At 70.5% G+C, this 23,494-nt stretch carries 21 protein-coding genes; 3 read left to right on the plus strand and 18 right to left on the minus strand.

Annotated elements, in window-relative coordinates; all coding sequences use genetic code 11:
* Positions 1-12: 12 nt before the first annotated feature.
* Genes nuoK through LWJ43_RS13540 form a run of 11 tightly spaced genes read right to left on the minus strand, consistent with a single transcriptional unit; the run spans position 13 to position 10,906 of the window.
* Positions 13-312, minus strand: a complete 300-nt coding sequence (gene nuoK, locus LWJ43_RS13490; protein ID WP_014154680.1) for an NADH-quinone oxidoreductase subunit NuoK — start codon at positions 310-312, stop codon at positions 13-15.
* Positions 309-1,163 (minus strand): NADH-quinone oxidoreductase subunit J, encoded by an 855-nt coding sequence (locus tag LWJ43_RS13495; RefSeq protein WP_277332500.1) that lies wholly within the window; start codon positions 1,161-1,163, stop codon positions 309-311. The genes nuoK and LWJ43_RS13495 overlap by 4 nt, the downstream gene beginning before the upstream one ends.
* Positions 1,160-1,756 (minus strand): NADH-quinone oxidoreductase subunit NuoI, encoded by a 597-nt coding sequence (gene nuoI / locus LWJ43_RS13500; RefSeq protein ID WP_277332501.1) that lies wholly within the window; start codon positions 1,754-1,756, stop codon positions 1,160-1,162. The genes LWJ43_RS13495 and nuoI overlap by 4 nt, the downstream gene beginning before the upstream one ends.
* Positions 1,749-3,167 (minus strand): NADH-quinone oxidoreductase subunit NuoH, encoded by a 1,419-nt coding sequence (gene nuoH, locus LWJ43_RS13505; protein WP_277332502.1) that lies wholly within the window; start codon positions 3,165-3,167, stop codon positions 1,749-1,751. The genes nuoI and nuoH overlap by 8 nt, the downstream gene beginning before the upstream one ends.
* Positions 3,164-5,671 carry an NADH-quinone oxidoreductase subunit G gene (locus LWJ43_RS13510; RefSeq protein ID WP_277332503.1) on the minus strand — a complete coding sequence of 836 codons (2,508 nt, stop codon included), beginning with the start codon at positions 5,669-5,671 and terminating at the stop codon, positions 3,164-3,166. The genes nuoH and LWJ43_RS13510 overlap by 4 nt, the downstream gene beginning before the upstream one ends.
* Entirely contained in the window at positions 5,668-7,044 is a 1,377-nt protein-coding gene (gene nuoF, locus LWJ43_RS13515) for an NADH-quinone oxidoreductase subunit NuoF (RefSeq protein WP_277332504.1), read from the minus strand. Before nuoF ends, LWJ43_RS13510 begins: the two co-directional genes overlap by 4 nt.
* Positions 7,041-7,910 (minus strand): NADH-quinone oxidoreductase subunit NuoE, encoded by an 870-nt coding sequence (nuoE, locus tag LWJ43_RS13520; RefSeq protein WP_277335882.1) that lies wholly within the window; start codon positions 7,908-7,910, stop codon positions 7,041-7,043. The genes nuoF and nuoE overlap by 4 nt, the downstream gene beginning before the upstream one ends.
* A gap of 29 nt (positions 7,911-7,939) precedes the next feature.
* Entirely contained in the window at positions 7,940-9,262 is a 1,323-nt protein-coding gene (locus LWJ43_RS13525; RefSeq protein ID WP_147958981.1) for an NADH-quinone oxidoreductase subunit D, read from the minus strand.
* Positions 9,262-9,978 (minus strand): NADH-quinone oxidoreductase subunit C, encoded by a 717-nt coding sequence (locus LWJ43_RS13530; RefSeq protein WP_277332505.1) that lies wholly within the window; start codon positions 9,976-9,978, stop codon positions 9,262-9,264. The genes LWJ43_RS13525 and LWJ43_RS13530 overlap by 1 nt, the downstream gene beginning before the upstream one ends.
* Positions 9,975-10,529 carry a NuoB/complex I 20 kDa subunit family protein gene (locus tag LWJ43_RS13535; RefSeq protein ID WP_014154689.1) on the minus strand — a complete coding sequence of 185 codons (555 nt, stop codon included), beginning with the start codon at positions 10,527-10,529 and terminating at the stop codon, positions 9,975-9,977. The genes LWJ43_RS13530 and LWJ43_RS13535 overlap by 4 nt, the downstream gene beginning before the upstream one ends.
* 17 nt (positions 10,530-10,546) lie before the next feature.
* Positions 10,547-10,906, minus strand: a complete 360-nt coding sequence (locus LWJ43_RS13540) for an NADH-quinone oxidoreductase subunit A (protein WP_003992243.1) — start codon at positions 10,904-10,906, stop codon at positions 10,547-10,549.
* 933 nt (positions 10,907-11,839) lie between these two features.
* Here LWJ43_RS13540 and LWJ43_RS13545 point away from each other — a divergent pair.
* Positions 11,840-12,676, plus strand: coding sequence for a C40 family peptidase (locus tag LWJ43_RS13545; protein ID WP_277332506.1), 837 nt, complete (start codon positions 11,840-11,842; stop codon positions 12,674-12,676).
* Between the two features lie 61 nt (positions 12,677-12,737).
* Here the strand turns inward: LWJ43_RS13545 and mptB are convergent, their stop codons facing one another.
* Together mptB and LWJ43_RS13555 are read right to left on the minus strand one after the other, a co-directional pair.
* Positions 12,738-14,243, minus strand: coding sequence for a polyprenol phosphomannose-dependent alpha 1,6 mannosyltransferase MptB (gene mptB, locus LWJ43_RS13550; protein WP_277332507.1), 1,506 nt, complete (start codon positions 14,241-14,243; stop codon positions 12,738-12,740).
* Positions 14,244-14,332: 89 nt separating this feature from the next.
* The gene (locus LWJ43_RS13555; protein ID WP_277332508.1) at positions 14,333-15,616 is read right to left on the minus strand and encodes a geranylgeranyl reductase family protein; all 1,284 of its coding nucleotides are present in this window, start codon (positions 15,614-15,616) and stop codon (positions 14,333-14,335) included.
* 97 nt (positions 15,617-15,713) lie between these two features.
* Between LWJ43_RS13555 and LWJ43_RS13560 the strand changes: the two genes are divergently transcribed.
* A complete protein-coding gene (locus LWJ43_RS13560) occupies positions 15,714-16,232 on the plus strand; it encodes a GNAT family N-acetyltransferase (RefSeq protein WP_277332509.1) in 519 nt (172 codons plus the stop codon).
* 12 nt (positions 16,233-16,244) lie between these two features.
* Here LWJ43_RS13560 and LWJ43_RS13565 read toward each other — a convergent pair whose 3' ends face one another.
* Positions 16,245-16,937, minus strand: coding sequence for a demethylmenaquinone methyltransferase (locus LWJ43_RS13565; protein ID WP_277332510.1), 693 nt, complete (start codon positions 16,935-16,937; stop codon positions 16,245-16,247).
* 492 nt (positions 16,938-17,429) lie between these two features.
* On the opposite strand from LWJ43_RS13565, the gene LWJ43_RS13570 reads away from it, so the two are divergent.
* Complete coding sequence (locus LWJ43_RS13570) at positions 17,430-18,254, plus strand: DUF3152 domain-containing protein (RefSeq protein WP_277332511.1); 825 nt, start codon at positions 17,430-17,432, stop codon at positions 18,252-18,254.
* A 13-nt stretch (positions 18,255-18,267) separates the two neighbouring features.
* Here LWJ43_RS13570 and LWJ43_RS13575 read toward each other — a convergent pair whose 3' ends face one another.
* The 4 genes from LWJ43_RS13575 to LWJ43_RS13590 all read right to left on the minus strand — a co-directional run bounded on the left by LWJ43_RS13575 (position 18,268) and on the right by LWJ43_RS13590 (position 23,219).
* Positions 18,268-18,912: an imidazolonepropionase-like domain-containing protein gene (locus tag LWJ43_RS13575; RefSeq protein ID WP_277332512.1), complete on the minus strand. Its 645-nt coding sequence runs from the start codon at positions 18,910-18,912 to the stop codon at positions 18,268-18,270.
* A 7-nt stretch (positions 18,913-18,919) separates the two neighbouring features.
* Positions 18,920-20,119, minus strand: a complete 1,200-nt coding sequence (gene mqnC / locus LWJ43_RS13580) for a cyclic dehypoxanthinyl futalosine synthase (RefSeq protein WP_277332513.1) — start codon at positions 20,117-20,119, stop codon at positions 18,920-18,922.
* Positions 20,120-20,191: 72 nt separating this feature from the next.
* Complete coding sequence (locus LWJ43_RS13585; RefSeq protein WP_277332514.1) at positions 20,192-21,877, minus strand: serine/threonine-protein kinase; 1,686 nt, start codon at positions 21,875-21,877, stop codon at positions 20,192-20,194.
* Positions 21,878-22,340: 463 nt separating this feature from the next.
* On the minus strand, positions 22,341-23,219 hold the full coding sequence (locus LWJ43_RS13590) for a menaquinone biosynthetic enzyme MqnA/MqnD family protein (protein ID WP_277332515.1): 879 nt from the start codon (positions 23,217-23,219) through the stop codon (positions 22,341-22,343).
* Positions 23,220-23,494: the final 275 nt, after the last annotated feature.

The raw sequence follows: 23,494 nt of genomic DNA on the forward strand, positions 1-23,494 counted from the left end.
GATTCCGACCCCTTACAGCTTCATCAGGCTGGCGTCGTCGACCGAGGCCGAGTGGCGGGAGCGGAAGAGCGACACGATGATCGCGAGACCGATGACGACCTCCGCGGCGGCGACGACCATCGTGAAGAACGCGATGATCTGGCCGTCGAGGTTGCCGTGCATCCGGGAGAACGCGACGAGCGTGAGGTTGCAGGCGTTGAGCATCAGCTCGACGCACATGAACACCACGATCGCGTTCCGCCTGATCAGTACGCCGGAGGCGCCGATCGTGAACAAAAGGGCCGCGAGGTAGAGGTAGTTGACCGGATTCACTTGGCGACCTCCTCCTCTTCTTCCGCATGGTCACGGGCTGGTCCGCGGTCACGGCCGAGCCGCTCCCCGGAGCGCTGTTCCAGCGCCTTGAGCTCGGCGAGCGATTCGCCGGACACGTCGCGGATCTGGCCGCGCTGCCGGAGCGTCTGCATGACGGTGAGTTCGGACGGGGTGCCGTCCGGGAGCAGGCCCGCGATGTCCACGGCGTTGTGCCGGGCGTAGACACCGGGGGCGGGCAGCGGCGGCAGATGACTGCTGCGCACCCGCTCCTGGGAGAGTTCGCGCTGCGTCCTGGCGCGTTCGGTGCGCTCCCGGTGCGTCAGCAGCATCGCGCCGACGGTCGCCGTGATCAGCAGGGCGCCGGTGATCTCGAACGCGAAGACGTACTTGGTGAAGATGAGGTTGGCGAGGCCCTCGACGTTTCCGCCGTGCCGCGCGTTCGCCGCCCCCAGACCGTTGAAGGAGCTCAGGGACGCCTGTCCGATGCCGGCGATCAGCAGGGTGCCGAAGCCGAGTCCGCAGGCGGCGGCCAGCCAGCGCTGCCCCTTGAGGGTCTCCTTCAGCGAGTCCGCCGCCGTGACACCGACGAGCATGACCACGAAGAGGAACAGCATCATGATCGCGCCGGTGTAGACCACGACCTGGACGATGCCCAGGAAGTACGCGCCGTTGGCGAGGTAGAAGACCGCCAGCACGATCATGGTGCCGGCGAGCGAGAGGGCGCTGTGCACCGCCTTCTTCATCAGGACGGTGGACAGGGCGCCGACGACGGCGACGGTGCCGAGGATCCAGAACTGGACGGCCTCGCCGGTCGAGGTCGCGGTGGCCGCTGCGGCCAGGCCGGCGGTCATGCGTCCACCCCCTTGTCCGCTTCTCCCTTGGACACGGCGACCTGACGCTCCGTGCCGGGCGCTGCCTCGGTCACCAGACCGCGGTAGTAGTCCTGCTCGTCCATGCCGGGGAAGATCGCGTGCGGGCTGTCGACCATGCCGTCCTCCAGGCCCGCGAGCAGCTCGTCCTTGGTGTAGATGAGGCTCTCGCGGGTGGTGTTGGCGAGCTCGAAGTCGTTGGTCATCGTCAGCGCCCGGGTGGGGCACGCCTCGATGCAGAGCCCGCACAGGATGCAGCGTGCGTAGTTGATCTGGTAGACGCGGCCGTATCGCTCGCCCGGGGAGTACCGCTCCTCGTCCTTGTTGTCGGCGCCCTCGACGTAGATCGCGTCCGCCGGGCACGCCCAGGCGCAGAGCTCGCACCCGACGCACTTCTCCAGGCCGTCGGGGTGACGGTTGAGCTGGTGCCGGCCGTGGAAGCGCGGCGCCGTCACCTTCTGCGTCTCCGGGTACTGCTCGGTCAGCCGCTTCTTGAACATGGCCTTGAAGGTCACGCCGAAGCCGGCCACAGGATTCTGGAACTTCTCCCCTGAGGGTTCTGACGACTCAGACACCGTCGGCCTCCCTTCCGTCACTCGAACTTCCCGCACCCACATGGTCGTCACTCTGAGTATCCGGTCCGCCACTGACAACGAGCTCCCGCTCGCGGCGCGGACCGCGGCGCGGCACCGGCGGCAGGGCCTGGCCGGGCAGCGGCGGCACGGGGAATCCGCCCGCCATCGGGTCGAACGCGGGCTCCGGTCCTGCCGCCTCCCCGGCGGCCTTGGCCTTCCGGTCGCGGAACATGTCGGCGACGAAGGAGACCAGCAGGACCGCGATCACGGCTCCCGCGACGTACAGCAGGATCTTCGAGTAGTCGTACCCCTCGTTGTTCAGCGCCCTGACGGTGGCGACCAGCATCAGCCAGACCACGGAGACCGGGATCAGGACCTTCCAGCCGAGCTTCATCAGCTGGTCGTAGCGGACGCGGGGCAGCGTGCCGCGCAGCCAGATGAAGAAGAAGAGGAGGAGCTGCACCTTGATGACGAACCAGAGGAGCGGCCACCAGCCGTGGTTGGCGCCCTCCCAGAAGGTGCTGACCGGGTACGGGGCCCGCCAGCCGCCCAGGAAGAGGGTCACGGAGACCGCGGAGACGGTGACCATGTTGACGTACTCGGCGAGCATGAACATCGCGAACTTGATCGAGGAGTACTCGGTGTTGAAGCCGCCGACCAGGTCGCCCTCGGACTCGGGCATGTCGAACGGCGCGCGGTTGGTCTCCCCGACCATCGTGATGACGTAGATGATGAAGGAGACCGGCAGCAGCAGGATGAACCAGCGGTCCTGCTGCGCCGCCACGATCTCCGAGGTCGACATCGAGCCGGAGTAGAGGAACACCGAGGCGAACGCCGCGCCCATCGCGATCTCGTAGCTGATCATCTGGGCGCAGGAGCGAAGACCGCCGAGCAGCGGGTACGTCGATCCGGAGGACCAGCCCGCCAGCACGATGCCGTAGATGCCGACGGAGGCGACCGCCAGGATGTACAGCATCGCGATGGGCAGGTCGGTGAGCTGCATCGTCGTGCGCTGGCCGAAGATCGAGACCTCGTTGCCGGCCGGGCCGAACGGGATCACCGCGATCGCCATGAACGCCGGGGCGGCGGCCACGATCGGGGCCAGGATGTAGACGACCTTGTCGGCGCGCTTGACGACGACGTCTTCCTTCAGCATCAGCTTGATGCCGTCGGCGAGCGACTGGAGCATGCCCCAGGGGCCGTGCCGGTTGGGGCCGATGCGCAGCTGCATCCAGGCGACGACCTTGCGCTCCCACACGATGGAGAAGAGCACGGTCACCATCAGGAACGCGAAGCAGAACACCGCCTTGACGACGACGAGCCACCAGGGGTCCGTGCCGAACATCGAGAGGTCCCCGGCTGCGAGGACGGCGCTCTGCGGCGCCGCGGCGAGCCGTTCGAGGCCGGTCACTCTCCTACCTCCGTTGTCACGACGTGGGAACCCGGGGCGGCCGGACCGATCCGGACCAGTCCGCCCGGCTGGGCGCCGGTGTCGGCGGGGACGCCCCGGCCGACGGAGTTGAGCGGCACCCAGACCACCCGGTCCGGCATCTCGGTCACCGTCAGCGTGAGTTCGGTGGTTCCGGCGGGGCCGGTGACGGCGAGCAGGTCGCCGTCCTTCACCCCGGACTCCGCCGCGGTGACCGGGGAGAGCCGGGCGACGGCCGCGTGCCGGGTACCGGCCAGCGCCTCGTCGCCCTCCTGGAGCCGGCCGCGGTCGAGCAGCATCCGGTGACCGGCGAGGACCGCCTCGCCGTCACCGGGCCGGGGCACCGGACGGGACGTGACCCGCGGGTCGTCGGCGTGACCGCCCTGCCAACCGCCGAGACGGTCGAGTTCACGGCGGGCCGCCCGCAGGTCGGGCAGTGCGAGGTGCACGTCGAGGGCGTCGGCCAGCATGTGGAGCACCCGCGCGTCGGTCGGGCAGAGCGTCCTCGGCATCTGCTCGGGCTTCAGCGCGGCCTCGAACATCCGCGCCCGGCCCTCCCAGTTGAGGAAGGTTCCCGGCTTCTCGGCGACGGCGGCGACGGGAAGGACCACGTGGGCGCGCTCGGTGACCGCGCCGGGCCTGAGCTCCAGGGAGACCAGGAAGCCGACCTCGTCCAGGGCCCGCAGCGCTCCCGCCGGGTCGGGCAGGTCCTCGGGGTCGACCCCCGCGACCAGCAGCGCGCCCAGCTCACCGGTGGCCGCGGCCTCGACGATCTGGCCGGTGTCACGGCCGAAGCGGGCCGGGAGTTCGGCGACGCCCCAGACGGACGCCACCTCCTCCCTGGCCCGGGGATCCGTGGCAGGACGGCCGCCGGGCAGCAGCGACGGGAGCGCGCCCGCCTCCAGCGCGCCGCGTTCGCCGGCCCGGCGCGGGATCCACACCAGTGCGGCGCCGGTCGCGGCGGCGGTGCGCAGGGCGGCGGTGAATCCGCCGGGCACCGCGGCGAGGCGTTCGCCCACCACGATCACGGAGCCTTCGCCGCGCAGCGCCTCGGCCGCGACGGCCCCGTCACCCTCAAGGCCGACCCCGCCCGCGAGGGCGTCCAGCCATTCGGTCTCGGTGCCGGGCGCGGCGGGGAGCAGGGTGCCGCCCGCCTTCTCCAGGCCCCTGCTCGCGTGCGAGGCCAGCGCGAACGTCCGCTGCCCGTGCTTGCGGTGGGCCTTGCGGAGCCGCAGGAAGACGCCGGGCGCCTCCTCCTCGGACTCGAAGCCGGCCAGCAGGACGGCCGGGGCCTTCTCCAGAGCGGTGTACGTGACTCCGCTGCCGTCCAGGTCGCGGCCGCGGCCTGCCACCCGCGAGGCGAGGAAGTCGGCCTCCTCACCGCTGTGGACCCGGGCCCGGAAGTCGATGTCGTTGGTGTCGAGGGCGACCCGTGCGAACTTGCTGTAGGCGTAGGCGTCCTCGACGGTCAGCCGGCCTCCGGTGAGCACCCCGGTCCGGCCGCGGGCGGCGGAGAGGCCGGCCGCCGCGGCTTCCAGTGCCTCGGGCCAGCTCGCGGGTTCCAGCACGCCCTCGGCGCTGCGGACCAGCGGGGTGGTGAGCCGGTCGCGCTGCTGGGCGTAGCGGAAGCCGAAGCGGCCCTTGTCGCAGAGCCACTCCTCGTTGACCTCGGGGTCGTTGGCGGCGAGCCGCCGCATGACCTTGCCGCGCCGGTGGTCGGTCCGGGTCGCACAGCCGCCGGCACAGTGCTCGCACACGGAGGGCGTCGACACCAGGTCGAAGGGCCGGGACCGGAAGCGGTACGCCGCCGAGGTGAGCGCCCCGACCGGACAGATCTGGATGGTGTTCCCCGAGAAGTACGACTCGAAGGGGTCACCCTCGCCCGTACCGACCTGCTGGAGCGCGCCGCGCTCCAGCAGCTCGATCATGGGGTCGCCCGCCACCTGGTTGGAGAACCGGGTGCAGCGGGCGCAGAGCACGCACCGCTCGCGGTCCAGCAGCACCTGGGTGGAGATGGGGACGGGCTTCTCGAAGGTGCGCTTCTTCCCGTCGAAGCGGGAGTCGGCGCCACCGTGCGACATCGCCTGGTTCTGCAGGGGGCACTCGCCGCCCTTGTCGCAGACCGGGCAGTCCAGCGGGTGGTTGATGAGGAGGAGCTCCATCACCCCCTTCTGGGCCTTCTCCGCGACGGGCGAGGTGAGCTGCGACTTCACGACCATGCCGTCGGTGCAGGTGATGGTGCAGGAAGCCATCGGCTTGCGCTGCCCCTCGACCTCGACGATGCACTGGCGACAGGCGCCGGCGGGGTCGAGGAGCGGGTGGTCGCAGAAGCGCGGGATCTCGATGCCGAGGAGTTCGGCGGCACGGATGACGAGGGTGCCCTTGGGCACGCTGATCTCGATGCCGTCGATCGTGAGCGTGACGAGGTCCTCGGGCGGAACGGCCGCCTCGCCGCCCCCGGAGGGCGCACTCGTGGTGACTGTCATGCGTTCACCCCCCGGTGAGTGTTCTTGTCGTCCTTGTCGTCGGCCCAGAGGGTCGACCTGGCCGGGTCGAAGGGACAGCCCTTGCCGGTGATGTGCTGCTCGTACTCCTCGCGGAAGTACTTCAGCGAGGAGAAGATGGGCGATGCGGCACCGTCCCCGAGGGCGCAGAACGACTTGCCGTCGATGTTGTCGGCGATGTCGTTGAGCTTGTCGAGGTCGGCCATCTGCCCCTTGCCAGCCTCGATGTCGCGGAGCAACTGGACGAGCCAGTAGGTCCCCTCGCGGCACGGCGTGCACTTGCCGCAGGACTCGTGGGCGTAGAACTCGGTCCAGCGGGTGACGGCGCGCACGACGCAGGTGGTCTCGTCGAAGCACTGCAGCGCCTTGGTGCCGAGCATGGATCCGGCGGCGCCGACGCCCTCGTAGTCCAGGGGGACGTCGAGGTGTTCGTCGGTGAACATCGGGGTCGAGGAGCCGCCCGGGGTCCAGAACTTGAGGCGGTGCCCCTCCCGGATGCCGCCGCTCATGTCGAGCAGCTGGCGCAGGGTGATGCCGAGCGGTGCCTCGTACTGGCCGGGGCTGGTGACGTGCCCGCTGAGCGAGTACAGCGTGAAGCCCGGGGACTTCTCGCTGCCCATCGACTTGAACCAGTCCTTGCCCTTGTTCAGGATCGCGGGAACCGAGGCGATGGACTCGACGTTGTTCACCACGGTGGGGCAGGCGTACAGGCCGGCGACCGCGGGGAAGGGCGGCCGCAGCCGGGGCTGTCCGCGCCGTCCTTCGAGCGAGTCGAGGAGCGCGGTCTCCTCTCCGCAGATGTAGGCGCCCGCGCCCGCGTGGACCGTGAGCTCCAGGTCGAGCCCCGAGCCCAGGACGTTCGTCCCGAGGTAACCCGCCTCGTACGCCTCGCGCACGGCCTCATGCAGCCTGCGGAGCACGGGCACGACCTCGCCGCGCAGATAGATGAAGGCGTGCGAGGAGCGGATCGCGTAACAGGCGATCACGATGCCCTCGATGAGGCTGTGCGGGTTCGCGAAGAGGAGCGGGATGTCCTTGCAGGTGCCGGGCTCCGACTCGTCGGCGTTGACGACGAGGTAGTGCGGCTTGCCGTCGCCCTGCGGGATGAACTGCCACTTCATCCCGGTGGGGAAGCCGGCGCCCCCGCGTCCGCGCAGACCGGAGTCCTTGACGTAGGCGATGAGGTCGTCGGGTTCCATGGCAAGGGCTTTGCGCAGACCCTCGTACCCGTCGTGGCGGTGGTAGGTGTCCAGCGTCCAGGACTCCGGCTCGTCCCAGAAGGAGGAGAGGACCGGGGACAGGAGCTTCTCCGGGCTCGTCCCGTTCTTGTCGATCTCGGCTGCCAAGGTCATCACTCCCCCTCCTCGGCGGCAGGCCCGGCCGGGTGCTCCGGGTCGGAGGCCGACGTCTGCTGCGAGGTATTCGGCATCCCGGAGGGATTCGTTGAGGGGTGGTGGTCGGGCGACGGGCGGGCGTGCGAGCTGAGGTGCTCGGCGCCCTTCTCCGGCTGTGCGTCCTGGGGTGCCTCGCCCCGCTGCCCGACCACGCGCACGTGCGGAGCGACCTCGCCCTTGGCCAGCTTCAGGCCGATCAGCGACGCGGCTCCCGCTCCGCCGCTCGCCTCGACGGCGCCGGGGCGCGGGTCCGGGAAGCCGGCCAGGATGCGGGCGGTGTCCTTGTACGTGCACAGGGGCGCGCCGCGCGTGGGCTCGACGGTGCGGCCGGCGATCAGGTCGTCGACGAGCCGCGTCGCGCTCTCCGGTGTCTGGTTGTCGAAGAACTCCCAGTTGACCATCACCACGGGCGCGAAGTCGCAGGCCGCGTTGCACTCGATGTGTTCGAGGGTGACCTTGCCGTCGGCGGTCGTCTCGTCGTTGCCGACGCCGAGGTGGTCCTTGAGCCGGTCGAAGATCGCGTCGCCGCCCATGACCGCGCACAGGGTGTTGGTGCAGACCCCGACCTGGTAGTCACCGCTCGGCCGGCGCCGGTACATCGTGTAGAAGGTGGCGACCGCGGTTACCTCGGCGGTGGTGAGGCCGAGCTGGTCGGCACAGAACGCCATGCCCGTGCGGGAGACGTACCCCTCCTCCGACTGCACGAGGTGCAGCAGCGGCAGCAGCGCGGAGCGGCTGCCGGGGTAGCGGGCGATCACCTCCCTCGCGTCCGCTTCGAGCCGGGCGAGCACCTCGGCCGGGTAGGCGGGGGCGGGGAGCTGCGGCATCCCCAGGCTGACTTCTTGGTTGGATGCGGTCACCGGTCGACGCCTCCCATCACGGGGTCGATGGACGCGACGGCGACGATGACGTCGGCGACCTGGCCGCCCTCGCACATCGCCGCCATGGCCTGCAGGTTGGTGAAGGACGGGTCGCGGAAGTGGACCCGGAAGGGGCGCGTGCCGCCGTCCGAGACGACGTGCACGCCGAGTTCGCCCTTGGGGGACTCTATGGCCGTGTACGTCTGCCCGGCCGGGACCCGGAAGCCCTCGGTCACCAGCTTGAAGTGGTGGATCAGGGCCTCCATGGAGGTGCCCATGATCTTCTTGATGTGGTCGAGCGAGTTGCCGAGGCCGTCGGGCCCGAGCGCGAGCTGCGCGGGCCAGGCGATCTTCTTGTCGGCGACCATGACCGGGCCCGGCTCCAGCCGTTCCAGGCACTGCTCCACGATCCTGAGCGACTGGCGCATCTCCTCGAGGCGGATGAGGAAGCGCCCGTAGGCGTCGCAGGTGTCCGCGGTCGGCACGTCGAAGTCGTACGTCTCGTAGCCGCAGTACGGATCGGTCTTGCGCAGGTCGTGCGGGAGTCCGGCGGACCTGAGGACCGGGCCGGTGGCGCCGAGCGCCATGCAGCCGGTGAGGTCGAGGTATCCGACGTCCTGCATACGGGCCTTGAAGATGGGGTTGCCGGTCGCGAGCTTGTCGTACTCCGGCAGGTTCTTCTTCATGGTCTTCACGAACTCGCGGAGCCGGTCGATCGCGCCCATGGGAAGGTCCTGGGCGAGTCCGCCGGGGCGGATGAACGCGTGGTTCATCCGGAGCCCGGTGATCAGCTCGAAGAGGTCGAGGACCAGTTCACGATCGCGGAACCCGTAGATCATGATCGTCGTGGCGCCGAGCTCCATGCCGCCGGTGGCGATGCACACCAGGTGCGAGGAGATCCGGTTGAGCTCCATCAGGAGCACGCGCAGGACGGTGGCCCGGTCGGGGATCTGGTCCTCGATGCCGAGCAGCTTCTCGACCCCGAGGCAGTAGGCCGCCTCGTTGAAGAAGGGGGTCAGGTAGTCCATGCGCGTGACGAAGGTGGTGCCCTGCGTCCAGTTGCGGAATTCGAGGTTCTTCTCGATGCCGGTGTGGAGGTAGCCGATGCCGCAGCGGGCCTCGGTGACGGTCTCGCCGTCGATCTCCAGGATCAGCCGCAGCACTCCGTGCGTGGAGGGGTGCTGGGGACCCATGTTGACGATGATGCGTTCGTCGTCCGACTTGGCGGCGGACTCGACGACCTCGTCCCAGTCGCCGCCGGTGACTGTGTATACAGTCCCCTCGGTCGTGGCACGGGGCGTTGCATGGGGAGTGGTCATCAGCTGTACGACCTCCGCTGGTCCGGAGCCGGGATCTGGGCGCCCTTGTACTCGACGGCGATGCCGCCGAGCGGGTAGTCCTTGCGCTGCGGGAAGCCCTGCCAGTCGTCCGGCATCATGATCCGGGTCAGGGCGGGGTGCCCGTCGAAGATCAGGCCGAAGAAGTCGTAGGTCTCGCGCTCGTGCCAGTCGTTGGTGGGGTAGACCCCCACGAGCGACGGGATGTGCGGGTCGCTGTCCGGGGCGGACACCTCGAGACGGATCAGCCGCCCGTGGGTGAGCGAGCGCAGGTGGTACACCGCATGCAACTCGCGCCCCTTGTCCCCCGGGTAGTGGACGCCGCTGACGCCCGTGCAGAGCTCGAAGCGCAGGGCCGGGTCGTCGCGCAGCGTGCGGGCGACCTGGACCAGGTGCTCGCGCGCGACGAAGAAGGTGATCTCGCCCCGGTCGACGACCGTCTTCTCGACGGCGTTCCCGGGGACCAGGTCCTGCTCCTCCAGCGCCCCTTCGAGCTCGTCGGCGACCTCGTCGAACCAGCCGCCGTACGGCCGCGAGGTGGCGCCGGGGAGGCTCACCGTGCGGACGAGTCCCCCGTAGCCGGAGGTGTCACCGCCGTTGTCTGCACCGAACATGCCCTTGCGTACGCCGATGACCTCGCCGGTGTCGTCCCGGGGGGTGGGTACCTGGCCGCTGTTGGTGTTCCGTTCGTCGCTCATCGCAGCAGCCCCTTCATCTCGATCAGGGGGAGTGCCTTGAGGGCCGCCTCCTCCGCCTCGCGGGCGGCCTCCTCCGCGTTGACCCCGAGCTTGGAGCCCTGGATCTTCTGGTGGAGCTTGAGGATGGCGTCGATCAGCATCTCGGGACGGGGCGGACATCCCGGCAGATAGATGTCGACCGGAACAATATGATCAACACCCTGAACAATGGCGTAATTATTGAACATTCCACCCGATGACGCACAAACCCCCATGGAGATGACCCACTTGGGGCTCGGCATCTGGTCGTAGACCTGCCGCAGGACGGGCGCCATCTTCTGGCTCACCCGCCCCGCGACGATCATCAGATCCGCCTGCCGCGGCGAACCGCGGAAGACCTCCATCCCGAAACGGGCCAGGTCGTACCGCCCGGCGCCGGTCGTCATCATCTCGATGGCGCAGCAGGCGAGGCCGAAGGTGGCGGGGAAGACGGAGGACTTCCGTACCCAGCCGGCGGCCTGCTCGACAGTGGTCAGCACGAAGCCGCTCGGCAGCTTCTCTTCGAGTCCCATGTGTGCCCCTCAGCCCCTCAGTCCCATTCCAGGCCGCCCCGGCGCCACACATACGCGTAGGCGACGAAGACGGTGAGCACGAAGAGCAGCATCTCCACGAGCCCGAAGATCCCCAGGGCGTCGAAGGTGACCGCCCAGGGATAGAGGAAGACGATCTCGATGTCGAAGACGATGAACAGCATCGCCGTCAGGTAGTACTTGATGGGGAAACGGCCGCCTCCGGCTGGCGTGGGGGTGGGTTCGATACCGCACTCGTACGCTTCGAGCTTTGCTCGGTTGTACCGCTTTGGGCCGATTAGCGTGGCCATGACCACGGAGAAGATCGCAAACCCTGCCCCGAGGGCGCCGAGCACGAGGATGGGCGCGTAGGCATTCACGCTCCTCGCTCCTTCCAGTCGTCCTTGACCGTTGGACCGCATCGGGCGACCGGCTCGCCACCTCATCAAGATCGTGCACATGTGAGGCAGTTCACAAGCCCGACTGCCCCGCATCCTATGCCTGCCGTCCTGTGATCTGCGACACGGGGTACACCAACGTCTTTGTGATCTCCACCACCTGACGAACAATCATGAAGTCGGATGAGCGGTGATCTTCATACTCGAAGCGGCCGAGCGGTTACGAGACGTGACATCTCGCGCCGTTATCGCTGGTCAAAGGCCGATGGCTTTATCAATCGACGGCACGTACAAGCAAATTGGCGGTGGACACCGGTCAGGTGGTATGGGGGGCCGCTTCAGACGGAGGCCACCCGGACGAGGGGCGCCCGGTACCGATGTGGACATTGCGCGCGCATTCACGATCTTCCGGACGGACCGACGGCCGGGCGGGCGGACGCTCCGACGGGACGACAGGGGTCGGCCACGGACCCCGGCCCGCTCCACCCCCACTCAGCACGGCATCGCCGGGCCGGCGCCGGACGGATCACCGCAGGACCTCGACGGGCGGCCATGGAATCGGACATGACTCGCCAATAGGTCACACCGTCCGCGATCCACGGCAGGTCGCGCACGGCACGCGGCGCGCGGTCGCGCGGTTGCCTCTCACAGGAGAGCCACACTGTGACCTGCGTCACCCCATGGATGCTCCAAGACAAGCGGGCTTGGCCAACCGTGTGAACAGATGGTAAGCGACGGGCAATTCGGACCTATTGAAAGAACGCCGTGATCACAGCGGTGCAGAAGCATGACCGTTTTGCCCCTTAGGGCGTCAATAAGGGCCCGGAATAAGCGGATTCGCTGATTCCGAACGTAACTGTGTCGCAACACACGTTTCTTGATGGGACCCCTACAGCCCTGATAGCGCTAGTACTCATGTCCCACACCGCTCACATACCCAGCCACCGGAAGCCCCGCCGAAGCGCCTCGAAGACGGCGCTGCGGGCAGGAGTTGCCGGTGGCGTCCTCAGCACCATCGCGGTCGCGGGTGCCGCCGGTCCGGCTCAGGCCGAGCCGGTGACCCAGACCATCGAGATGCCCACCATCACGGCCGGGCTCTCCACTTCCGTCGCCGCGTCCGCGCAGGCGACCCAGGCCGTCGCTCTCGACCTCGAGACGCAGGCCGCCGAGGACGCCGCAGCGGCCACCGCCGCCAAGACCGCAAAGAAGACGAAGGCCGAGGCCGTTCGCAAGGCGGAGGCCAAGAAGAAGGCCGAAGCAGCCGCCGAGGCCAAGGCGGAGGAGGCCGCCGCGCGCGCCTCCCGTTCCGCCGAGCGCACCACGCTCAGCGCGTCCACCGGTTCCTCCGACTCGTCCTCCTCCTCGTCCTCGTCCTCCTCCTCGTCCTCGAGCGCCACCGGGTCCGCCGCGTCCGTCGTCGCGTTCGCGCAGTCCCAGGTCGGCGACGCCTACGTCTCCGGCGGCACCGGCCCGAACTCGTGGGACTGCTCGGGTCTCGTCCAGGCCGCCTTCCGCACGGTGGGTGTCGACCTGCCGCGTGTCTCGCAGAGCCAGTCGACGGCCGGCACCCAGGTCTCGCTCGACAACCTCCAGCCCGGCGACATCCTGTACTGGGGCGGCGCGGGCAGCGCCTACCACGTCGGGATCTACGTCGGCGGCGGCCAGTTCGTCGGCGCGCAGAACTCCAGCACCGGCGTCGTGCAGAAGTCCCTGGACTACGACCCGCCGTCGGGCGCCGTCCGCGTTCTCTGATTCACAAGCACGCCTGAACACGACCGCGGGCCGTCACTCCACCGTTCGGAGTGACGGCCCGTCATCGTGCGGTGGGCGCGTCCTCATCCACGGCTTCCACCGAGACCGCCCCAATGGCCGCCCCCTCCGGACGGGGCTCTTCCGGCACGTGTCCGCGTGTGGCTCCGGCCCCGTCCCCGCGCAGGAGCAGCACGCCCGCGACGCACACCAGGGCCGCCAGCACGAAGCCGTACGGAGGGGTGGAGCCCGAGGGCTGGGTCTCGTACACGAGTGCGGCCGAGAGCACGGTCACCGCGCCCAGGGCCCGGCCGCCGCTCGCGGTGGCGGCGATCACCGCCGTCGCCCACAGCAGGTACCAGGGCTGCACCATCGGCGAGAGCGCGACCAGGGCCAGCAGCGCGAGGCCCAGGGCGCGCACGGGTTCCGTGCGTCCGGTCGTCGCGTGCCACGCGAGACGTGCGATCAGCACCAGTGCGATCAGCAGGCCGAGGTTCTGCACGGCCGACTTGACCGGGTCCGGGTCGGTCCCGGCCAGCAGGCGCAGGAGTTCCCCCAGGCCCAGGCCGAGGTCGCTGCTGAGGGACAGTGCGGTGTGGATGCGCCCGGCGACGCCCTGCGTCCCGATCCAGCCGAAGCCGGTGCCGCCGAGGAACGTCACGCCGACGACGACCGCCACGGCGACCAGCCCGGGGGCCAGCAGTCCCTTCGCCACCCGCCGCACCACCGGGCCGCCGGCGGCCCTGCCCACCACGACACCGACGAACAGCAGTGCCACCGCCGCGGGTGACTTCACCATCATGGCGAGCCCTATGAGCGCCGCCCCGGTGATCCACCTCCCACGCAGGGCGAACAGCACGCCCGCCAGCATGAGGCCGGTCATCAGCCCGTCGTTGTGGACGCCGCCGACGACGTGGATGAGCAGCAGCGGGTTCAGCGCCCCGAGCCACAGGGCGGCGCTCTCGCTGCGGCCGTGCTCCCGGGCGAGGTTCCGCAGGGCCCACACGATCAGCACGAGCGCGCACAGGGCGATCAGGCGCATCCCCAGCACGGCGGGCACGAGGGTGCCGCCGGTCGCCCACGCGACGCCGCGTGCGAGGAGGAGGAAGAACGGGCCGTACGGGGCCGGGGTGTCGGTCCAGTGGCCGCCGACACTGGCCGCGGCGTCGCCGCCCGGCCCGTCGGGGTCGAGGACGGACGGTCCCACGCTGTAGACGTCGTGTCCTTCGAGGACCATCGCACCCTGCGCGATGTAGCTGTAGACGTCGGCGCTGTACAGCGGGGGCGCGAGGACCAGCGGCGCCGTCCACCATCCGAGGGTGACGAGGGTGTCGCGCACGGAGGCTCCGGCCCTCCCGTACAGCCACCAGGCGACGACGAGCACCGTCAGCCCGCCGTAGGCCAGTGCGTAGCCCGCGGCTCTCACCGCGGGGCCGTGGGACACCCACAGGCCCCACGGGTCGTGGGCCGGAAGCGTGCCGACGGCCCAGCCGCCCAGCGCGACCGCCACCGACCCGGCAGCGCCGAGTCGTCGGAAACCGCCGGTGGTCCATGTGCCTGTTGCCCCCATGGGCCGAACCTATCGCAGGGCGGACCGGCGGCGACCGGGGCCCGGGGTCTCCTCCGGGCCCGTCCGCTCAGGCCTCCGGGCCCGTCCGCTCAGGCCTTCGGGGCGACCTTGGAGAGGCCGTTGATGATGCGGTCCATGGCGTCGCCGCCCGTCGGGTCGGTGAGGTTGGCGAGCATCTTCAGCGTGAACTTCATCAGGACGGGGTGGGTCAGACCGCGCTGGGTGGCGATCTTCATGACCTTCGGGTTCCCGATCATCTTCACGAAGGCGCGGCCCAGCGTGTAGTAGCCGCCGTAGGTGTCCTTGAGGATCTTCGGGTAGTGCTGCAGGGCCAGTTCCCGCTGGGCCGGGGTCGCGCGGGCGTGCGCCTGCACGATGACGTCCGCGGCGATCTGGCCCGACTCCATGGCGTAGGCGATGCCCTCGCCGTTGAACGGGTTGACGAGCCCGCCCGCGTCACCGACGAGCAGCAGGCCCTTGGTGTAGTGCGGCTGGCGGTTGAACGCCATCGGGAGCGCGGCCCCGCGGATCGGCGTCGTCATGTTCTCGGGCGTGTAGCCCCAGTCCTCCGGCATGGAGGCGCACCAGGCCTTGAGTACCTCGCGCCAGTCGAGCTCCTTGAAGGCCGCCGAGGAGTTGAGGATGCCGAGACCGACGTTGGACGTGCCGTCGCCCATGCCGAAGATCCAGCCGTAGCCCGGCAGCAGGCGGTCCTCGGCGCCGCGGCGGTCCCACAGCTCCAGCCAGGACTCCAGGTAGTCGTCGTCGTGGCGGGGCGAGGTGAAGTAGGTGCGGACCGCGACACCCATCGGCCGGTCCTCCCGGCGGTGCAGGCCCATGTTGAGGGACAGCCGGGTGGAGTTGCCGTCGGCGGCGACCACGAGCGGGGCGTGGAAGGTGACCGGGGTCTTCTCCTCGCCGAGCTTGGCGTGGACGCCGGTGATGCGGCCGGTGCGCTCGTCCTTGACCGGTTCCCCGACGTTGCAGCGCTCGTACAGCCGCGCGCCCGCCTTCTGCGCGTTCCGGGCCAGCTGCTCGTCGAAGTCGTCGCGCTTGCGGACCAGACCGTAGTCCGGGTACGAGGCGAGATCCGGCCAGTCCAGCTGGAGGCGGACGCCGCCGCCGATGATGCGCAGGCCCTTGTTGCGCAGCCAGCCGGCCTCTTCGGAGATGTCGATGCCCATGGAGACGAGCTGCTTGGTGGCGCGCGGGGTCAGACCGTCGCCGCAGACCTTCTCACGCGGGAAGGCCGTCTTCTCCAGGAGGAGGACGTCGAGTCCGGCCTTCGCGAGGTAGTACGCGGTCGTGGAGCCGGCTGGGCCCGCTCCGACGACGATCACGTCCGCGCTGTGTTCGGAGAGGGGCTCGGTCACGGTCGGATCTCCCGAAGACTCGAATTCGCGTGCCGCGCGGCACATGTCGCGTGCAGTCTATGGGTGCCTGCTGATCAACCTCCGGAAGGGCTCCCCGATGACGCACGCACCTGGCTCGACCCCGTCCGTACATCTGCGCGTCCCCACCGACGAGGACGCCCTGGCCTGGTACCGGGTGTTCGACGATCCGGAGGTCATGGAGTTCCACGGCGGCCGCAGGGCGGAGTACTCCGTGTACGAGGAGTTGACCGCCCGCCAGCGCCGGCACGACGCCGAGCTCGGCCACTGTCTGTGGACGGTGCTCGACGACACCGGCTCGGTGCTCGGCTTCACGGGCGCCCAGCCGTGGCCGCACGCGTCGTTCGGCCCGGTGGGCGAGGTCGAGATCGGCTGGCGGCTGGGCAGGGCCTCCTGGGGGCAGGGGTACGCGACGGCCGCCGCACGCGCCACGCTGGAGCGGACGAGGGCGCTCGGCCTGCGGGAGGTCGTGGCGATGATCGACGTGCGGAACGCCCGCTCGGTGGCGGTCGCCGTGCGACTGGGCATGCGCCGGGCCGAGACGTACACGAGCCCGGTGACGAAGCAGGAGGCGTACTGCTTCCGGCTGGAGCTCTGATCCCCGGCGGGGTCAGGCGCGCACGCCCCGGTGGAGTGCCACCACTCCACCGGTGAGGTTGCGCCAGGCCACGTCCGACCAGCCGGCCTTCTGCAGCAGCGTCGCCAGGCCGGCCTGGTCGGGCCAGGCGCGGATCGACTCGGCGAGGTAGACGTAGGCGTCGGGGTTGGACGACACCGCGCGCGCCACCGGGGGCAGCGCCCGCATCAGGTACTCGGTGTAGACGGTCCGGAAGGGCGTCCACGTCGGCTGGGAGAACTCGCAGATCACGACCCGGCCGCCGCGCCTGGTGACCCGGTACAGCTCGCTCAGCGCGGCACCGGTGTCCTGGATGTTGCGCAGCCCGAAGGAGATCGTGACCGCGTCGAAGGTCTCGTCCTTGAAGGGGAGCCTCATGCCGTCGCCCGCGGTGAACGGCATCCACGGGTGGCGCTTCTTGCCGACCCTGAGCATGCCGATCGAGAAGTCGCAGGGCACCACGTAGGCACCGGCCCGGGCGAACGGCTGCGAGGAGGTGGCCGTGCCGGCCGCGAGGTCGAGGATCTTCTGCGCCGGGCGCGCGTCGACGGCCCGGGCGACCTCCTTGCGCCACAGCCGCGCCTGTCCGAGCGACAGCACGTCGTTGGTGAGGTCGTAGTTCGCCGCCACGTCGTCGAACATCGAGGCGACTTCGTGCGGCTGCTTGTCCAGGGATGCTCGGGTCACCCTCCCATTCAAGCAGCCCGGCCTCCGCTGCCTCACGGCGGCGTGGAACGGCTCCGGCGTTTTCCCACGTGCGGTGACCTCGCCCCGTCCGCCGTGCGCCACCGGCCCGCGGAGGCGGCGTCCACATCGATCATCTGCTTTTTCGGGAACAGCGCCGCCTCGATCGTCGTCTCACGGGACGAGGGAAAGGGGTTTCCGCTCCGGTGACCCGCAGCAACTCCCGTACGAGGCAGGGGAGAGCGGGCGCTGGACATCGTGCGGATACGAACGGGCACCCGGTGCCCGAGAAGCAGGTCAGCGCGCGGGACGGATGATCCTTCCGTCCCGGGCGGCCACACCGAGAGCACGGAAATCCACCACAGCATGCGAAGTGACGACATACACAGAACACGGAGCGCGAGCGCGACCGGCCGCGGCCGGGGGGCCGGGAAGCCCTCGCCGGGCACGCGGCCCCCGGGCGTCAGGTCCCGGGGGCGGTCCGCCGCCCGCAGGATGCGCCTGCGGCGCCGCCGCACGTTCCTCACCGGGGCGGCGCTCGCGGCCGCCGCGGCGGCGTTCCTCCACTTCTCCCCGCCGTGGCGGGACGGCGGGGACGCGGCCGCCGTCGGCCGGGAGCCGTCCGGCACCGTCTCGTCCCCGGCCCCCGTCCCGTCCGTGCCGGAGGCGTCGGTGAGCCCGGATTCCGCGGAGTCCGCCGGGAGCTCGCCGGGCACCGGGGGGTCGTCGGACGAGGAGGAGGAGTCCGTGGACGCGGCTTCCGTACCGGCCTCGGGTCCCGGCACGTTCACGGTGGCGCGCGAGGGAGTCGGGGCGGGCGGCGGCAGCCGCTACCGCGTCGAGGTGGAGGACGGCATCGGCGTGGACCCGGACAGCGCCGCCGAGGACATCGCGCGGATACTCTCCGACCCCCGCGGCTGGGGCAAGGGAGGAAGCCGTACCTTCCGGCAGGTCGACGACGGATCGGCGGGGCTGGTGATCCGGATAGGGACTCCGAAGACCACCGACCGGCTCTGCGGGCAGTACGGCCTCAACACCAGGGGCGAGGTGAACTGCCGCGGGGGGAAGAACGTCATGGTCAATCTCGCCCGGTGGCAGCTGGGTTCACCGACGTTCGACGGGACCGCGTCCGAGTACCGGGCCCTGATCATCAATCACGAGGTGGGGCACTGGCTGGGCCACGGCCACGAGACCTGCCCCGGTGCCGGTAAGCGGGCCCCCGCCATGATGCAGCAGATCAAGGGGCTCAAGGGCTGTGTGTCGAACGCCTGGCCCTACGACGCGAAGGGCCGCTACCTGGGCGGTCCGTCCGTGCCGTAGGGGACGGGGCCGGTCACCTGCGCCGGTACACCAGCCGCCCGCCGAGGACGGTCGCCACGCAGGTCAGGGCGCCCGCCGCGCACAGCGCCGCCTCGTCCGGCACGTCGAAGACCGCGAGGTCGGCCCGGCCGCCGGCCGTGAGCGGGCCGTGCACGGATCCCGCCAGGTCGCGGCCTCCGGCGAAGGGGTCCAGGTCCGGCTCGCCGGCCGGGGCCCCGGCCGGCGGGACCACCGTCAGACCCGCGCGTCCCACGGCGGTGCGTACGGCGGCATCGGTGAACCCGCCCGCGACATGGGTGGTGCCGTGGCGCAGCATGCGCTGGAGCCCGCGGCGTACGCTGCCGGCTCTGCGGGGCTCGTCCATCCGTGCGGCAAGCCGCTCGAAGTCCTCCCCGGTCAGGGGCTGTTCGCCGAGTTCGTCCGCCTCGCGCGGGTCGGGGTGGTAGCAGCGGGTCAGCAGGGGGACGCCGTTCCACTGGCGCAGCCCGGGCGTGAGGACGCCCGGCCACCGGCGGATCCGGGCGGCCGGATGGGCGGCCGTCACCGCGTCGTACTGCCCGACGGCCACGATCCGGTCGCCGTCCACCGCGACCGCTCCGTCGTCCACGCCCGCCGCACCGACCGGAAGGACCAGTGGCGCGGCGTGAACGGTCAGCACGGGCGGTTCAGTTGGCGTCGAGGAGCTTGAGCTCCGGATGCGCCGTGCCGCCGTCGATCGCGGTCGAGGAGATGTGCGAGACGACCCGCTCGTCGACCGGGTCGTTCGCCGGGTCGTCGTGGACGACGAGGTGCTCGTAGGTCGTGGCGCGCTGGGCGGGGACGCGGCCCGCCTTGCGGATCAGGTCGATGATCTCGAGCCGGTTCGAGCGGTGCCTGGCGCCGGCCGAGGAGACGACGTTCTCCTCCAGCATGATCGAGCCGAGGTCGTCCGCGCCGTAGTGCAGGGAGAGCTGGCCGACCTCCTTGCCGGTGGTCAGCCAGGAGCCCTGGATGTGGGCGACGTTGTCGAGGAACAGCCGGGCGATGGCGATCATCCGCAGGTACTCGAAGAGCGTGGCCTGCGTCTGTCCCTTCAGCTTGTTGTTCTCCGGCTGGTAGGTGTACGGGATGAAGGCGCGGAAGCCGCCCGTGCGGTCCTGCAGGTCGCGGATCATCCGCAGGTGCTCGATGCGCTCGGCGTTGGTCTCGCCGGTTCCCATCAGCATGGTGGAGGTGGACTCGACACCGAGGCCGTGGGCGATCTCCATGATCTCCAGCCAGCGCTCGCCCGACTCCTTGAGCGGGGCGATCGCCGTACGCGGCCGGGCGGGCAGCAGTTCGGCGCCCGCGCCGGCGAAGGAGTCGAGACCGGCCGCGTGGATCCGCTCGATCGCCTCCTTCGCGGAGACGCCGGAGATCCGGGCCATGTGCTCGATCTCGGAGGCGCCCAGCGAGTGGATGACCAGCTGCGGGAACGCCTTCTTGATCGCGGAGAAGTGCTCCTCGTAGTACTCGACGCCGTAGTCCGGGTGGTGGCCGCCCTGGAACATGATCTGGGTGCCGCCCAGCTCGACGGTCTCCGCGCAGCGGCGCAGGATGTCGTCGAGGTCCCGGGACCAGCCCTTGCCGGTGTCCTTGGGCGGTGCGTAGAAGGCGCAGAACTTGCAGGCGGTGACGCAGACGTTCGTGTAGTTGATGTTGCGCTCGATGATGTACGTCGCGATGTGCTCCGTACCGGCGTAACGGCGTCGGCGCGCGGCGTCCGCCGCGGCTCCCAGCGCGTGCAGCGGAGCCGACCTGTACAGGTCGAGCGCCTCCTCCGGGGAGATCCGCCCGCCTTCGGCGGCGCGGTCGAGGACGGGCTGAAGGTCGGCCTTCTCGGTCACCGGGCTGTCACCTTTCGGCGGTTCTTCTGCTGTTCCACGGACCGATCCAGCGTACGCCAGCCCTTGCCGGGGTCAGCCGTCGGACCGGGTGAGTGTGCCCTTCGGGGTGCCGGCGGCCTCCTCGTGGGACTCGTAGCGCAGGGTGCCCTCGGAGGTGAGGGTGAAGTCCAGGTCGGCGTCGCCGCCCGTGCACATCGCCCCGGTGCGGGCGTCCGGGTCGGCGCGCTCCCGGATCTTCAGCTCGGTGGCCGTGCCGGAGACGAGCGTGCCGACGCCCTTGCAGACGACGGTCGTCCCGAGCGCGTCGAAGCGGTACGACAGCCGGACCACCTCCTCGCCCTTCTTCCCCTCGACGAAGACGGCGGTGACCGTGCCGTGCGGCGCGCCGCTGCGTTCGGTCGCCGAGCCCTTCCACGTGCCGGCGAACGCCTTCGGCAGCGCGCTCACCTGGGCGGCCCCCGGGAAGGTGGCCGACGGGGACGGCCCCCCGGAGTCCGACGGGTCCTGCGAGCCGGTGGACGCGGGAGGCTGTGCGGCGTCGTTCCCGTGGTCCTTGTCGCCGCGGTCGCCCGTGAACAGGTCCCCCGTCATCGCGGCGCCGACGGTGACCGCGGCGAGCGCCCCGGCGACCGCCAGCGCGACGGTGCAGCTGACCCGCCGGCCCCGGGGTGCGCCGGACCGCGGGCCGGCGTCCACGGTGACGGCGACACGGGGGCCGCCCGTGCCGCGTTCCCCCGGCGTGTCCGAGGTGACCGGCGGCCCGGCAGGCGGGGGCGGCAGCGGAGGACCGAAGGTGCCGATCGCCGCGCTCCCCAGTGAGGCGTTGCTGAACGGCACGGGCCCGGACTGCACCGGGGCGTCCTGCGGCTCCAGGTCCAGCAGGGCCACCGCCGAACGGCTGACCTCACGGACCAGCGGACCCGGCAGCCAGCCCGGCGCCACCAGTGCCGCCGCGCCGCCGGGCGCGAGCGTGCGTCCGAGCTCGGCGGGGGTGGGCCGGTCGGCGGGGTCCTTGGCGAGGCACCGGGCGACCAGCTCACGCAGTTCGCCCTCCAGGTCCCCGAGTTCGGGCTCCTCGTGCACCACCTTGTAGAGGAGTACGGCGGACGAGTCGCCGGGGAAGGGCGCGGTGCCGGTCGCCGCGTAGGCGAGGACCGCCCCGAGCGAGAACACGTCGGCCGCGCCGGAGATGTCCAGGCCGCGGATCTGTTCCGGCGCCATGTAGCCGGGCGAGCCGACGGAGACGCCGGTGGAGGTGAGGGAGACGGTGGCCCCCAGCGCCCGGGCGATGCCGAAGTCGATCAGCCGGGGGCCGTCCAGGGCGAGCAGGACGTTGGAGGGCTTCACGTCCCGGTGGATGAGGCCGTGTGCGTGTACGGCGTCGAGTGCCTCGCCGAGCCCCGCCCCCAGCGCCCGTACCGCGTATTCGGGCAGCGGACCGTGACGGGTCACGGCGTCGGACAGCGGCGGCCCGGCCACGTACCCGGTCGCCACCCAGGGCACGGCCGCGTCGGGGTCGGCGTCCAGGACCGGGGCCGTCCACCGCGCGCCGAGGCGCCGGGCGGCGTCCACCTCACGCCGGAACCGCGCGCGGAACTGCTCGTCCAGGGCGAAGTGGGGGTGTACGACCTTGACCGCGACCGTGCGTCCCCCCGTGCTGCGGCCCAGGTAGACCCGGCCCATTCCGCCGGCGCCGAGTCTGCCGAGCAGCCGGTAGGCGCCGATGGTGTGCGGTTCGCCGGCTTCCAGCGGCTGCATACGGTCTCCCCCTGTGGACCCGGGACTCGGACGGCAGCCTAGGCCGCCCGCGTCGCACGGTCACGAAGACCCCTTCCGCCGATATCGCCCCTATGGGCACGAAGCAGGGATTTCGCCACACGGAAAGGCGCGAATACGTCGTCCGTCCGTGCCGATCGGGGTTCACGACAGGGAAACCGGAAGGCGTTCCGCGATACGACCGCTATTCGCCCGCCCTCCATGAAGAGGCGTATGGAGGGATGCGCCGAGAGGGATGCCGAGGGGGATGCCGAGAGGGGTCGCACGACAGAACTCCGACATTCGTAGCCTTTCAGGGGAACGGAATGCCGGAGTCACACGTCGGGGGTAAAGCGCGGCGCGGAGAAGCGGGGCCCGGGATGGTGCAGGATTCACCTTTCCTCCGGCACGCATTCCCGTTCCCCGTCGCCGGACGCCGGCCCACGGCCCCGGCCGCCGCCGGCGGTCATCCGCCGAGCAGTTCCACCTTCACGTCCGCCGGGAACCCGGTCGTCGGTCCGGTCCGCCGGGCGAACTCACGCACCCCGGCGAGCTGGTCGGGGCCGAAGCGGAAGTCCAGCGTGGTGAAGTAGCGCTCCAGCACCTCGGCGTCGAAGGACTCCCAGCGCGCCGCCTGCTCGGCCACCTTGGCGACCTCCTCCAGCGAGAGGTCACGGGAGGCGAGGAACGCCTCGTGGACCTTCTCCACGTAGTCGGGGTGCGAGGCCAGGTAGTCCTTGCGCGCCGCCCAGACCGCGAAGACGAAGGGCAGCCCCGTCCACTCCTTCCACATCTCGCCCAGGTCGTGGACCCGCAGTCCGAGCCGGGGCGCGTCGTGCAGGTTCGCCCGCAGCGCGGCGTCCCCGATGAGGACGGCCGCGTCGGCCTCCTGCATCATCAGGCCGAGGTCGGGCGGGCAGGTGTAGTAGTCGGGTGTGACGCCGAACCGCTCGGCGAGCAGCAGCTGGGCCAGCCGTACGGAGGTGCGCGAGGTCGAGCCGAGGGCCACCCGGGCTCCGTCCAGCTGCTCCAGCGGGAGCTGGGACACGATCACGCACGACATGACGGGGCCGTCGCAGCCGACGGCGATGTCGGGGAGGGCGACCAGGTCGTCGGCGTTGCGCAGGAACTCGACCAGGGTGACGGGACCGATGTCGAGGTCCCCCCTGACCAGCTGCTCGCTGAGTCTTTCCGGGGTGTCCTTCGAGAGCTCCAGATCGAGCAGGGTCCCGGTGCGTGCCAGGCCCCAGTAGAGGGGGAGGCAGTTCAGGAACTGGATGTGGCCGACGCGCGGCCTGCTGCGACGGTCGTCGCCTTCTACGGGAGAGACGGTTGAATTGTCCACATCGCGAGGCTAGACCCGTCCCTCTCGGCCGACGTCATCGGGGCGCCCGACTGCCCCGCGGGGGGCTTGTCCGTCAGCTCTCCGGGGGCCCAATCAAACATCCGGGTGAAGTGATCTTTCCCTCTACCGCTCCCCACAGACTGCGTGCTAGGCTCGCCCGCAAGTTGCAGTTTGGTTTCCCTTGCAGTACAGAGCCTGCGGAGCATGTAACCCGCAGGCTTTTGTAGTTTTCAGACTTGTTTGCAGGTTCTGGAGCAGGGCAACCCTTTGGCCCA

It is taken from the genome of Streptomyces sp. JH34, assembly GCF_029428875.1.
GTDB lineage: Bacteria > Actinomycetota > Actinomycetes > Streptomycetales > Streptomycetaceae > Streptomyces.